The 12,508-nt window shown below is 65.7% G+C and carries 11 protein-coding genes; 2 read left to right on the forward strand and 9 right to left on the reverse strand.

What is annotated here, in order from left to right; genetic code table 11:
* From HPC46_RS35740 to HPC46_RS08765, 4 genes are all read right to left on the reverse strand, one after another.
* Positions 1-1,098, reverse strand: coding sequence for a GGDEF domain-containing protein (locus HPC46_RS35740; RefSeq protein WP_179468813.1), 1,098 nt, complete (start codon positions 1,096-1,098; stop codon positions 1-3).
* A 130-nt stretch (positions 1,099-1,228) separates the two neighbouring features.
* On the reverse strand, positions 1,229-2,440 hold the full coding sequence (locus tag HPC46_RS08755; RefSeq protein WP_179468815.1) for a winged helix-turn-helix domain-containing protein: 1,212 nt from the start codon (positions 2,438-2,440) through the stop codon (positions 1,229-1,231).
* The gene (locus HPC46_RS08760; protein ID WP_179468817.1) at positions 2,437-2,916 is read right to left on the reverse strand and encodes a dihydrofolate reductase; all 480 of its coding nucleotides are present in this window, start codon (positions 2,914-2,916) and stop codon (positions 2,437-2,439) included. Before HPC46_RS08760 ends, HPC46_RS08755 begins: the two co-directional genes overlap by 4 nt.
* Complete coding sequence (locus HPC46_RS08765) at positions 2,913-3,713, reverse strand: thymidylate synthase (RefSeq protein WP_179468911.1); 801 nt, start codon at positions 3,711-3,713, stop codon at positions 2,913-2,915. The genes HPC46_RS08760 and HPC46_RS08765 overlap by 4 nt, the downstream gene beginning before the upstream one ends.
* 43 nt (positions 3,714-3,756) lie before the next feature.
* On the opposite strand from HPC46_RS08765, the gene HPC46_RS08770 reads away from it, so the two are divergent.
* Complete coding sequence (locus HPC46_RS08770; protein WP_179468819.1) at positions 3,757-4,497, forward strand: dienelactone hydrolase family protein; 741 nt, start codon at positions 3,757-3,759, stop codon at positions 4,495-4,497.
* Here HPC46_RS08770 and HPC46_RS08775 read toward each other — a convergent pair.
* From HPC46_RS08775 to HPC46_RS08785, 3 genes are all read right to left on the reverse strand, one after another.
* The gene (locus HPC46_RS08775) at positions 4,494-4,949 is read right to left on the reverse strand and encodes a hypothetical protein (protein WP_179468821.1); all 456 of its coding nucleotides are present in this window, start codon (positions 4,947-4,949) and stop codon (positions 4,494-4,496) included. The genes HPC46_RS08770 and HPC46_RS08775 overlap by 4 nt on opposite strands.
* A gap of 52 nt (positions 4,950-5,001) precedes the next feature.
* On the reverse strand, positions 5,002-5,406 hold the full coding sequence (locus tag HPC46_RS08780) for a flavodoxin family protein (protein ID WP_179468913.1): 405 nt from the start codon (positions 5,404-5,406) through the stop codon (positions 5,002-5,004).
* A gap of 138 nt (positions 5,407-5,544) precedes the next feature.
* Positions 5,545-8,709 carry an adenylate/guanylate cyclase domain-containing protein gene (locus HPC46_RS08785; RefSeq protein WP_179468823.1) on the reverse strand — a complete coding sequence of 1,055 codons (3,165 nt, stop codon included), beginning with the start codon at positions 8,707-8,709 and terminating at the stop codon, positions 5,545-5,547.
* A gap of 616 nt (positions 8,710-9,325) precedes the next feature.
* On the opposite strand from HPC46_RS08785, the gene HPC46_RS08790 reads away from it, so the two are divergent.
* Positions 9,326-11,293, forward strand: a complete 1,968-nt coding sequence (locus tag HPC46_RS08790) for a glycosyl hydrolase family 28-related protein (RefSeq protein ID WP_233716324.1) — start codon at positions 9,326-9,328, stop codon at positions 11,291-11,293.
* Here the strand turns inward: HPC46_RS08790 and HPC46_RS08795 are convergent.
* Together HPC46_RS08795 and dapB are read right to left on the reverse strand one after the other, a co-directional pair.
* Positions 11,290-11,712: a tetratricopeptide repeat protein gene (locus HPC46_RS08795; RefSeq protein ID WP_179468915.1), complete on the reverse strand. Its 423-nt coding sequence runs from the start codon at positions 11,710-11,712 to the stop codon at positions 11,290-11,292. The genes HPC46_RS08790 and HPC46_RS08795 overlap by 4 nt on opposite strands.
* A gap of 35 nt (positions 11,713-11,747) precedes the next feature.
* Positions 11,748-12,482 (reverse strand): 4-hydroxy-tetrahydrodipicolinate reductase, encoded by a 735-nt coding sequence (gene dapB, locus HPC46_RS08800; RefSeq protein WP_179468827.1) that lies wholly within the window; start codon positions 12,480-12,482, stop codon positions 11,748-11,750.
* Positions 12,483-12,508 lie beyond the last annotated feature (26 nt).

Consider the following 12,508-nt stretch of genomic DNA (forward strand, 5'->3'; position numbering starts at 1 on the left):
TTAATGCGCCCCAGACCCATCACCCGTCAGGTCCCCGGCATAGCGAACCTGGTTTCCGCCGCCGCGTTTGGCCGCGTACATGGCGGTGTCGGCCTGGGCGATCAGACATTCGACGAGCTCGAGCGGTGTCAGCGCGGGCGCGCGCATCATGATCGACGCCAATCCCAGGCTGGCGGTCACGCCCCACGGGAGGGCGGCGATGGCCTTGCGCAGCTCGTCGGTGTTCTGCCGGGCTTCCTCGAGACTGGCCAGCTGCGCGAAGAGGAATTCTTCGCCACCGACCCGAGCGATGGCGGTATTGCCTCCGCCGACGTTCCTGAGGCTGTCGGCGACGGCGACCAGAACCATGTCGCCGGTCGGGTGGCCCAAGGTGTCGTTGAGCCTCTTGAAGCCGTCCAGGTCGATCATGACAACCGTGAAGGAGGGCTGAGAACGGTAGTCGGCGTGCCGCAACAGGGCCTGTGCTGACCGGAAGAAGCCACGGCGGTTCGGCAAGCCGGTCAGTGTGTCGGTGGACGATCTCAGCGCGTCGATCGACAACCAATGGACAAGCACCTGGCCACAGAACGGCACCGCCAGTATCCCCCCGCACAGAATCAGCACGCTGGACAGGGCCATCGGGACGTCACCGGCCATCGCCATGCGTGCGGCGCCGACCGCGGCGGTTGCCACCCCGGTGCCGAGTGTCAGAACCAGCAGCGGGGCGGTGTGGCAGAAGGCGACGTAACCGGCCAGACCCACGAAGGCGACCGAACCGAGCATGGCGGTACGAGGGTCGGATTCGACCAGAACGCCCGCGGCGATACACGCATTACCGACGACCGAAAACACCTGCGACTGAATGCGAGTCGGCCAACGACGGCCGTAGGCCACAGCGATCGCGGCGAGCGTTGCGCTGGCCAGGTAGGTGACCGTCCGCTGCGTCGAGGTCTGCGGCCCGGATGGACTCGCCAGGGTAAGCGCAATGGCGGCAGCGACGATCAGTAAGACGGAGAACATCAGCCAGCGCATGAACAACAGCAGATGGCGTGCCTTCAGGTAGGACGTCAGCCAGTCGTAGTGATCGGGCTGTCGCCACCAAAGGCCGATACCGTGCACTTGTCCGCGAGCCCCCTACCGTGATCGTGCTAGCCACCGATGGTAGTGATGTCGGCGAGATGCGATAGCAACTTCGCGTAGGTCGGTCTGATCATCCTGCGCGACAACGGTGTTCGGTGCGCGCGACAGGTCAGCGCAAGGCTTGCCGCAGAGCCGGCGCAACCTCCCCGCGCCGGCCGACCGTGACGTCACCCAACCCCAGCCAGGACGCCATGCTCTGCAGTTCGGCGGCCAGCCTCGGAGCGATGACGGCCGGGTCGTGGCCGGGCTCGGCGAACGCCCCGACCACGTTCAACCGATCGCTGGTCCGCTCGGCCTTGAGGTCGACTCGGCCGACCAGCCGGCCGTCGAGCAGGAACGGCCACACGTAGTAACCGAACTGACGTTTGGGTGCGGGCGTGTAAATCTCTATGCGGTAATGGAATTCGAACAGCCGCTCGACCCGCGGACGGAAGAAGATCAGCGGATCGAACGGGCACAGCAGGGCGGTGCCGCGGTCCAGCCGGGGCACGCTCTGCCCCGCGCGCAGGTACGCCGGTGCCGGCCAGCCGTCGACCTCGACCTCTTCCAGCTCACCGTCTGCGACCAATGCGGCAACCGCGGGCTTGCTCTGCTTCGGATTCAGCCGGAAGTAGTCGCGCAGATCAGGTTCGGTCCCCACCCCGAGCGCGCCGGCAGCGCGGAGCACCAGCTCCCGCACCGCCTCGACGTCATCCACGTCGCGCGCGAAGACCTCGGGCGGCAGCACCCGCTCGCTGAGGTCGTAGTGCCGGGCGAACCCGACCCGGGTGGCGGTGGTCAGCGCTCCCGACGCCCACAGCGCCTCGGCCACCCACTTGGTGTCGCTGCGGTCCCACCATGGCCCCTTGCGCCCACGCGGTTCGGACTCCATGTGCGCCTCGATCTGGCCCGCGGTGCTGGGGCCGAGTTCGGCGACGGCGGCGAGGATGTTCTCGGCCAGCGCCGGGTTCTTCTTGACGATCTCGGTGCCCCACCGGCCGTGGGTGTATTCCCGCATCCGCCAACGCATCAGCGGCCAGTCCTCGACCGCCATCAGCGCAGCCTCGTGCGCCCAGTATTCGACGAGAAGGCGCGGCGCGCGGGCGCTGTGGCTCCATGCCGCGCCATCGAGCACGTCACGGTCGTAGGGACCCAGCCGGCTGAACACCGGCGCGTAGTGGGCGCGCACCGCCACTGACACCGAATCGAGCTGCAGCACCTGAATGCGGTTGATCAGCCGGCGCAGGTGCGCGCGGGTGACGGGTCCGCGGGGCTTGGGGTCGGCCAGGCCCTGTGCCGAAACGGCGATGCGGCGGGCCTGAGCGGCGGACAGCCGGGTCATGCCCGCAAGTAGCGGTGGAACCGATAGCGCAGCCCCGAACGACTGTCTTGCCAGGGGCCAGACTTGCCGACCCACGATTCGTCCAGAACCGGCGCCAGGGCGTCGTCATCCTGCAGGCGCAGGTCGATCTCCACCTCTGTCACCTCACAGTGCGTCGCCAACGGAAGGGCGAGGTGATAGACCTCCGCCCCGCCGATCACCCACGCGTTCTCGTCTTTCACCCCGTCGAGCCCGGTCACCACAGTCGCTCCATCAGCCATGTAGTCAGCTTGCCGGGTGAGTACGACATTTTTTCGGCCCGGCAGTGGCCGCACCGACGCCGGCAGCGACTCCCAGGTGCGCCGACCCATCACGACGGTGTGCCCCATCGTGAGGTCCTTGAAGCGCGCCAGGTCCTCGGGCAGGCGCCACGGGATGCCGCCATCGCGGCCGATGACACCTGAGGTCGACTGCGCCCAGATCAAACCCACACTCATACGGCGACCGGCGCCTTGATCGCCGGGTGCGGATCATAATTGCGGATCTCGACATCTTCGAACGTGTAGTCGAAGATCGAATCACGCTGAGCCAGTACAAGTTCCGGGTACGGACGCGGGTCGCGGCTGAGCTGCTCGGTCACCTGCTCGACGTGGTTGTCGTAGATGTGGCAGTCCCCTCCGGTCCAGACGAACTCCCCCACCTCTAGCCCGGCCTGCGCGGCCATCATGTGGGTCAGCAGCGCGTAGCTGGCGATGTTGAACGGCACACCCAGGAAGAGGTCGGCGCTGCGCTGGTAGAGCTGACAGCTGAGCCGCCCGTCGGCCACGTAGAACTGGAACAGCGCATGGCACGGCGCGAGTGCCATCTGCGGGATTTCCCCGACGTTCCACGCCGAGACGATGATCCGGCGGCTGTCGGGGTCGGTGCGCAGCAGGTGCAGCGCGGCGCTGATCTGGTCGACGTGCTCACCCGACGGCGTCGGCCATGACCGCCACTGCACGCCGTAGACCGGCCCGAGATCGCCGGTGGGAGAAGCCCATTCGTCCCAGATACTGACCCCGTGCTCCTGCAGCCAGGCGACGTTGGAGTCGCCGCGCAGGAACCACAGCAGCTCGTAGACGATCGACTTCAGGTGCACCTTCTTGGTGGTGATCAGCGGAAAGCCGGCCGACAGGTCGTAGCGCAGCTGGTGGCCGAACAGGCTGCGGGTGCCGGTACCGGTGCGATCGGATTTCGGTGTGCCCTGCTCGAGCACAAGTCGCAGCAGATCCTCGTACGGTGTGGCGATCGGCACGCCGCTCAGCTTACGTCCGGTGGTGGAGAGTACAAACGAAGCCATGCCGACCATCTCTGACACCGTCACCACCGCCGATGGCACCTGTCCGGTCACCCTTGCCGTCCCCGAGGGGCAAGGTCCGTGGCCCGCGGTGATCATGTATCCCGACGCGGGCGGTACCCGTGCGACGTTCGTCGACATGGCGGACCGGCTGGCGGGCCTGGGATATGTGGTGCTGGTGCCCGATGTGTACTACCGCAGCGGCGACTGGGCGCCGTTCGACATGGCGACCGTGTTCAGCGACGGGGCCGAACGGCAGCGGCTGTTCTCGATGATCGGCAGTGTCACTCCCGACGCGATGGCGGCCGACGCTCGCGCGTACTTCGACTACCTGGCGGCCCGGCCCGAGGTCAGCGGCGAGAAGTTCGGCACCACCGGCTACTGCATGGGCGGCCGCACCTCGTTGATCGTCGCGGGTCGGGTGCCGGAGCGGGTCGCGGCTGCGATGTCGTTCCACGGTGGCGGGCTGGCTTCCGGCGATCCGGCGAGTCCGCATCTGCTGGCCGACCGGATCGGCGCCACGGTCTACGTCGGCGGCGCACAGGACGATGCATCGTTCACGACCGCCGACGCCGAAACCCTGGACAAGGCGCTGACCGATGCCGGCGTCGAGCACACCATCGAGTGGTACCAAGCCGCTCACGGTTTCGCGGTGCCGGACAACCCACCGTATGACGAGGCCGCCGCGCAGCGGCACTGGGACGCGATGAAGGACGTCTTCGGAGCGAGCCTGTCGTCTTAGGGAGCATGGTCGTGCCGGTGGCGGATGCTGCTCAACCCGCGGATGACGCCGCGCGATGCGTAGATCGCGACGACGCCCGACAACACGATCAGGAAGATGAACATCACCAGCCAGTTGCTGCGGCTATGCGGGACGTTCCACCAGACGATGGTGAACAGGACCGCGCACACGAAGACCACGATGTCGCGCCAATTGCCCTTGTAGGACGCGGCGATCTCGCGCAGTTCGCGACTCTTCTCGGTGGCGGTGATGAGGTCGGCGATGCGGTCGTCGATGCTTTTGCGTAGCGCCGCGCGCAGTTCGACGTTCTCTTCCGGGATCTTGTCGAGCAGCTCGATATCGTCCTTGATCGCGCCCCGAACATCAGGGCCCCTCAGATTGCCCGCGGCGACACCCAGCAGCGCGCCACCGGCGATCGGGGCTGCCCCCAGCGCGATATCAGCGATTCCCATGGCACAGACGGTACCGACCGGCCCAGCGGTCCAGGAAGCGCGTCAGATCGGGTCACTGCCCCATCAGCGTTGCCGCTACCGTCGCACCGAGGTTCCAGCACGCCTCGACGTCGGACTTGGCCGGCTTGCCCATGACGACGACGGTTTCGACTGCCTTCACCCAACCCAGTCCGGCGGTGATGCCGTCGATGGCACGCTGCGCTCCCTCGGTGCCCTCGTTGCCGTGCAGGTAGACGCCGAACGGCCGGCCGCGGGTGGAGTCCAGCAGCTGGTAGTACGACTGGTCGAAGGCGTGCTTGAGCGCCCCGCTGATGTAGCCGAGGTTGGCCGGGCTGCCCAGTAGGTAGCCGTCGGCTTCGAGCATCTCGGCCGCCGAGACCGTCAGCGCCGGCCTGCGCACCACCTCGACCCCCTCGATCTCTGGATCAGTAGCCCCGGCGAGCACCGCCTCGAACATCTCCTGGCAGTGCGGCGACGGCGTGTGGTGCACGATCAGTAGGCGCGCCACAAGCGAACCTCCGTCCCGTGGTTCAACGGATCAAGCCAACACCCTCTGTCGGACGAACGCATCGCCCGGGCATACCGTACTGGTCCGTCAGCCCATCGCATCGGCCTGCGCCAGGTATCCCTCGAAGTCCGCTCTGAGCGCCTTCTCCCGGAAGCGGTTTGAGAATTGCCGGTAGCCCAACTCATCTCCAGCATTCCTGGCAAGCAGCGCCCGTAACCGCAGGAGCGGTAGTTCGTGCAGGACAAACCCGGGGTCGGTCGGCACGGCAGCCAGCGCGCGCACCGCTTTCTGGGCTTCGTCGACGTCGGATGGTGTGCCGCGACAGAGTAAAGCCTCGCCAAGCACCTCGGTGGCAGGGCCACGATAGAGCATCTCGCCGGTACGGAACTCGTCGTCCACGACCTGGCGTGCCAGTGCGATGGCGCCGTCGAGTTCGCCGGACCCGAGTTTTGCCCGAGCGAACTCGATATCGGTCAGCCTCTGCAATGTCAGAGTGAGTTTCTCGCCGACGATCATCTCGCGTGCTGCGGTCAATGCGTCGACGCCCGCCGCTCGGTTGGCGTCGGGACTGTGCAGCAATGCCATCGCTTTGATCAGATATGCAAAGGCGACGGCGGTGTTGTCCCCGGACTGTTGGGCGATCTCCAGCGATTCCGAGGTCGCCGAGATATCTTCCGCGTCGGGCACTATGGCGCGGTTTGGCGTCGCCCCCGCGAATTTGTAGATCTGGGCGAGAACTCGGGTTGGGGCGTCATACGATCGCGCCATCGCAATGCCCCGCCCGATGTCAGCTCGCCATCCCGGGCGGCCCAAGCACATCGCCGATGCACCTCCCAAGGTGATGGCCCAGGCAAGCGGAGATCCGATGACGAAGTTCCCCCTGACGGGGTCACCGTCCGCGAGGTCGATGATGCGCTGTGTCAACCGCAGGCTTTCGATCACCTCACCGGCTTCGAAATGAGCCTGCGCCGCACCATAAAGGAGGCCGACGGACATCTCGGGCTCTCCTATCGACTCGACGAGTGCCGCGAACTCGGATGCCGTCTGTACGGCTTCGCGGTGGCGCGAATTGAACGTCAACGTGTTGAGGTGACCCGCCATGCCCACTGCCAGCGACTTCTTGTCGCCTGCTGCGGCCGTGATGTCGCGCAACTCCTCGAAGCCAGTGGTCTCCGGAACACCACCCACCCGAAAGGCGCTGCCGCACAGCAGAGCCCGCGGCGAGATCCGCATTGCCAAACACTTGGCGTCATCGCCGGGGATTTGGTCGGCAACGCGTACGGCTTGTTTCCAACTTGCTCGTGCCGCCCGGATGTCGCGCTGGCCATACCCGGTCGCGGCGCGCATGAACCATTCATAGGCATCGGACAGCTCACCCGCGGACTCGAGTTGAGTCGCGATCATGGCCGCACCCTCACTGGTGGCTGCAGCACTGGTCTGCTGCATCATCGCCGCTACCCGCCGGTGCAAGTCCGAGCGCGCGGCCTTGAGCTGCGATTCGTACGCCACCTTCTGTGTGAGTGGATGGTGGAAGGCGTATTCGGCGTCGGCTCCGTACGTGAGCTGGTCGACGAGCTCGGCTTCAATGAGTGGCGTCAGGTCTGGTCGCTCGAGCAATCGCTCCAACAGCCCGGCGCGAAATCGAGCACCAATGACCGCTGCGGCGTTCAACGTCCGCTTCGCCGAGGGAGTGAGCCGGTCGATCCGGTCACCGATGGCGGCCTGCAATGTGGGTGGTACATGCACGTCGTCTACTTGTCCGAGACATTTGTAGGCGCCTGGCTCGCCCTCGATCTCACCGCGTTCAGCCAGATCGCGCACGATCTCCTCGGCGCAGAACGGGATGCCCGCCACGCGGGAAGCGACCACGGTAGACAGCCTGCCCACCGACGAATCCACACCGAGCAACTCGTCCAGCAACTCACCGATGTACGAATCGCTAAGCGGTGCAAGGACGATAGCCTCGGTTCCAGCGAGATCCGTCAGGGCCCCCTGGTACTCGGAGCGATAGGTGATCAACATCGTTGCCCGCATTCTTGGGAAAGCGGCAGCGAAATCGGCGAGAATCGACTCGCTGACACTGTCTATCCAATGCGCGTCTTCGATGACATATACGGCGGGGTTCGACCGAGCCAGCGAAACGGTGTTGATGAGTTCGATGAGCCGGCGCCGCCAGGCGTCCGGGCCGATGTCAGGCAGCGCCATTTCGGTATCGCGGATGCCCAGCAGCTCGTCGAGCAACAACAGGTCCTCGGCATCGGCACGGGGAGCGGCTGCGCGCACCCGCATCCGGGCGGCCCCTGTTGGGAGGCTGCCGATTCCGAACATTGCGCGTAACAGTCGCGAGACCACCTGGAACGAAATCTCCCGGGTGTGCGATTCGCAGTAGGTGGAAAAGATCTCAAAACCCCGACCCGTCGCCGCGGCGACGGATTCGCGAACCAACCGCGTCTTGCCGATACCAGGCGGCCCCGACACGGTAACCACCGACCCGGACCCATCGAGCGCCTTATCCAGGATTGCCGAGATTCTCGCCGTCTCCGTCCCGCGGCCCACGAGGCGAGAATGCCGACGACCCACTCGGCGTTCAGCAGAGGCTGACAACAACTGATAGACGGGCACTGGGTCCACGAAGCCCTTGACGCGGACGAATTCCTTTGTGCCTAACACGAAATTGTGCTGAACGAGGCTGGCGGTCGACTCACTGAGCATCACCCCTCCCGGCGGCGCGATCGACTCCATGCGCTGAGCCAGGCCGACCTGCTCGCCGACTGCGGTGTAACCGAAAGAGCCTGAACCCATCTCACCGGCAATCACTTCACCAGAGTTCAGCCCGATCCGTAGCTTGAGATCGATACCGTCCTGGCGTCGAACGTCTATGGCGAGCGGCCGCGCCGCCTCCTGGATCGCCAACGCGGCCAGACAGGCACGAACAGCATGATCCTCAAAAGCTACCGGCGCGCCGAACACCGCCATGATTCCATCGCCGGTGAAACTGCCGACCGTGCCCCCGAATCGCCTCACCACCCCAGCGCACCTGTCGGCCAGTTCGGCCATGATCTCGCGCAGGCGTTCCGCACCCACCGCCGCGGCGATGTCCATCGAGCGGACCACATCGGCGAATACGACAGTGACCTGTTTGTACTCAGGCCGGGCACCGGCGTCGCCGACCGGTGAGCCACAGCTGTGACAAAACCGTGCGCTCTCCAAGAGCTCGGTGCCGCACGTCAGGCACACCACAATGAGCGTCATCCGACCCTCCGCCGATCCGGGACGCGCGTTAAGTGCTCCCTAAAGCTAGCGGGTTGACTACGTCCACGCCGGGCATCGGCGTTCGTGATGCCGATGTGCCAGCACCGATCCTGGCAAAATCGGCAGAGCCAGGCGCACCTGCCTGTCCCGTGCTAAACCATGCCTAGCGATGCCCGAGCGACCGAGCGGGGGCCAAGCTATGAGTGCATCGAGCAATTCGAGCCCGGTAGGCCGGGTCGGCGCTCTGGCAATCGCACTGGGAATCGGTTCAGCAATCCTCTGGGCACCCGGGTTATCTTTCGCTGACTCAACAGGTTCCGGAGGCTCCGGCGGTTCGGCCTCCTCAGGACCGTCGGCCGCCAGAGCACCCTCGACTGGCCACGCCGCCCCGACTCGAGTGCGCCCCGCCCGGCCGTCGACGGGTGGCTCTTCCCGCGCGAAGACCAGCCCGGGGCACGAGGAACGTGCGTCCGATACACCCTCGGCGGAGCCGGTTCACCGTATCGGCGTCAGCGGAGCCACACCGGCGTCAGCCGCGATACCGGAGGCCTCTCCACTCGACGCGGGTGCGACCTTGCTGGCGGCATCGAACGTTGCCGACAAGCCACATGCTGCGATGGTGGCAACGCCTGCGGGCATTCTCGGCTCGATTCTCAAGGTGTTCGGGATCCCCAGCCCGCCGCACCTGCCGCCGCCACCGCCGCTGATGTCGTTCGTCCTGGAGTGGGCCCGCCGTACCCTCAACGCGTCGACCTCGACGTCGGCAACCTCAATACAACCGGAGTTGAGCTCGACGACCACCACCATCAACGTCAAGGACTACGGAGCGGTGGGCGACGGCGTCACCGACGACTCGGCGGCGATCAAGGCAGCGGAGTCGGCACTGACGTCCGGCGAGCGCCTCTACTTCCCCGAGGGCGACTACCGGTTCGCTCAGCAGAATCCCGCAGGCAACGCCGCGATCCTCCTCAATGGTCTGTCGGACGTCACGGTGGAGTTCGCGCCAGGCGCGCGTCTGCTGATGGACAACCTCGATGCCAATGGCCTCGGCACCAGTTACGGCATCCGCGTCGTGGGCGCGGCATCCGGCGTGACGATCCTGAACCCCACCATCGAATGGACCACCCGCCCGTCGGCCCGAAGCTTCGGTGACGGCATCTCTGTGCTGGGCTGGCCGTCCGATTCCCCTCCTCCGGTTGGCTGGAGCGGCTCGACCGGTGAAGTCGCAGACATTTCGATCGTCAATGCGCGCGTGGTGAATTCACCGCAAGCCGGCGTCGTGGTGATGGGCGCCTCCGACGTGACCGTCACCAATCTGACAGTGATCGGCTCCCTCGCCGACGGGCTGCACTTCAACGCCGACCGCCGGGTCACCGTGGACGGGCTCTACGCCGAGAACACCGGTGACGACGGTCTGGCCTTCGTCACCTACTACGACCCGACACAGCCATGGACGTACGGCCCTACCGACGGGCCGTTCAACGAATCCGGTCTCGGCGAGTGGAACAACAGTGACTCAACGGCGACGAACATCACGGTGACCGGCGGCAACGCCAGCGGCATACGGGTCCAGGGCAGCTATGACATCGCCATCAACCACGTCACCGTAACCGGTAAAGACTTTGGTATACAGGTCAATTCGTCCATCTCCACCGGCCCCGGCGACTGGACCAGCCTGGCCTCGCGCGACATCTCGATCTCCGACGTCACGATCGACGACACCGGCACCGGCATTGTGCTCGGCACGCACAACGTCGACGGCACCGAAGATCCGATGTGGTGGGACTTCTCCGGCGTGGACATCAGCGATGTGACGATCACCAACTCCGACAACTGGTCGATCGCCGTGGAAACACCTGCCACCGGGACGAGCAGGTTCGCCGGGGTCACCTTGCGCGACATCTACGCGGAATCGAACGGCACTCCGTCAGGCGGCGGCAACGGCGGCATGTTGCTCGCCTCGCTTCAGGACTCCACGATCGACGATGTGAAGCTCGTCTCCGACCACGATGCGAGCATCTATCTACTTGGTGCGAGCCAGATTCGGAGCGAACTTTCCGTCGATGAGCTGCCGTCGTCGAATCTCACTGTCGACGACCTTGCACTCGAAGGCGCGGGGCGGATCCTGATTCAAGACATCGCCGGGGTGACATTCGGCGACGTGACGTCGTCCTATGCGGACGGCGCGGGTATCGAGCTCTACCGGGTCAAAGATGCCTCGTTCGACACCCTCACCGCCTATCTGCCCGGGCGCGGCGACGGCGCGGGCTACGGCGTTCGCCTTCTGCAGGTCGACGATATCGACATCGCGAACATCGTGGTCACCACCGACGACCACGTCGGTTCATCGTTCTGGGCGGTCGAGCTCGGCGGTGGCAATCCGACGCAGGACATCGCCGGAACCGATGTCCACGTCGAGGACGTCAGCTATGTCAGCGGGCTGGCCGACATGGGTTCCCCGATCGTCGTCCAGGGTGGTCCGTACGGGCCGGCCAACTGGTACATCACCGCACGTTGGCTGTATCAGGGTGATACCAGCCCCCATTGGACTACCGCAACGTACGGCGACATCAGCCCCCTTTAGTGCCGCGATTTCGCTTGCATGGCAACGGCTTTGCGCATCGTTTCCCGCGCTCGTCCGCGGTCGCCGGCATAGTCGTAGGCACGGGCCAGCCGGTACCACCGCTGCCAGTTGTCCGGGTCGGCTTCCAGCTCGGATCGCACGGTGTCGAACAGGGCATCGGCGGCATCGCGGTCGATCCGGCCGCCCGGAGTCCGCGGCAGACCGCTCACGTCGAGCTCCATGCCGTCCTCGACGGCCAGGCGCGCCAGCCGCTGATGAGCAAAGCCGGCCCGCAGTGTCGCGACCATCGCCCACGCCCCGACGACCGGCAGGATCAGCACCCCGATGCCGAGCGCGATGGCGACCGGCGTGCCCGAGCCGATCAACGTGATCCCGGTGCGCCCCAGCACAACGAAATAGACCACCAGGGCCGCACACATGAGGCCGATCAGCAGCTGGATGCGCAGCGCACGGTTCACAGGTCGAGCAGCGGTTCGATTCCGATGGTGAGCCCGGGCCGGGTCGCAACCTGGCGGACGGCGAGCAGGACGCCGGGAACGAACGAGGTGCGATCGAGGCTGTCGTGCCGGATGGTCAGCGTCTCGCCGAGAGTGCCGAACAGCACTTCCTGATGGGCGACCAGCCCGGTCAGCCGAATGGAGTGGACGGGAATGCCGTCAACGTCCGCACCGCGCGCGCCCTCGAGCCCGGTACTGGTGGCATCGGGATTGGGCGGCAGGTCCTTCCGTGCCTCGGCAATCAACTTGGCGGTGCGCGTCGCGGTACCCGACGGGGCGTCAGCCTTGTGCGGATGATGCAGCTCGATGACTTCCACCGACTCGAAGTATGGTGCGGCCTTCTGCGCGAAATGCATTGACAGCACCGCACCGATTGCAAAGTTGGGGGCGATGAGAACGGCCGACTCGGGTTTGGCGGCCAACCAGGAGCGAACGGTGTCCAGCCGCTCGTCGGTGAATCCGGTGGTGCCGACGACGGCGTGAATTCCTTTGTCGATGAGGAACTTCAGGTTGTCCATCACCACATCGGGGTGGGTGAAGTCGATCACCACCTCTGTGTCGCTGTCGGTCAACAACGACAGCGCGTCACCGGCGTCGACTTCGGCACTGAGCGTCAGGTCGTCGGCCGCCCGCACCGCCTCGCACATGGTGGTTCCGACTTTGCCTCGGGCTCCCAGGACCGCAACTCGCATGGATGCAGCCTAGTCGGGCCACAGGC

This window comes from Mycolicibacterium vinylchloridicum, from assembly GCF_013404075.1.
GTDB lineage: Bacteria > Actinomycetota > Actinomycetes > Mycobacteriales > Mycobacteriaceae > Mycobacterium > Mycobacterium vinylchloridicum.

Coding starts and splice junctions, on each gene's coding strand:
- HPC46_RS08755 (WP_179468815.1), bottom strand. CDS start 2,440: ATGACCCGGCTGTCCGCCGCTCAGGCCCGCCGCATCGCCGTTTCGGCA.
- HPC46_RS08760 (WP_179468817.1), bottom strand. CDS start 2,916: ATGAGTGTGGGTTTGATCTGGGCGCAGTCGACCTCAGGTGTCATCGGC.
- HPC46_RS08770 (WP_179468819.1), top strand. CDS start 3,757: ATGCCGACCATCTCTGACACCGTCACCACCGCCGATGGCACCTGTCCG.
- HPC46_RS08775 (WP_179468821.1), bottom strand. CDS start 4,949: ATGGGAATCGCTGATATCGCGCTGGGGGCAGCCCCGATCGCCGGTGGC.
- HPC46_RS08780 (WP_179468913.1), bottom strand. CDS start 5,406: ATGTTCGAGGCGGTGCTCGCCGGGGCTACTGATCCAGAGATCGAGGGG.
- HPC46_RS08785 (WP_179468823.1), bottom strand. CDS start 8,709: ATGACGCTCATTGTGGTGTGCCTGACGTGCGGCACCGAGCTCTTGGAG.
- HPC46_RS08790 (WP_233716324.1), top strand. CDS start 9,326: ATGGTGGCAACGCCTGCGGGCATTCTCGGCTCGATTCTCAAGGTGTTC.
- HPC46_RS08795 (WP_179468915.1), bottom strand. CDS start 11,712: ATGTGTGCGGCCCTGGTGGTCTATTTCGTTGTGCTGGGGCGCACCGGG.
- dapB (WP_179468827.1), bottom strand. CDS start 12,482: ATGCGAGTTGCGGTCCTGGGAGCCCGAGGCAAAGTCGGAACCACCATG.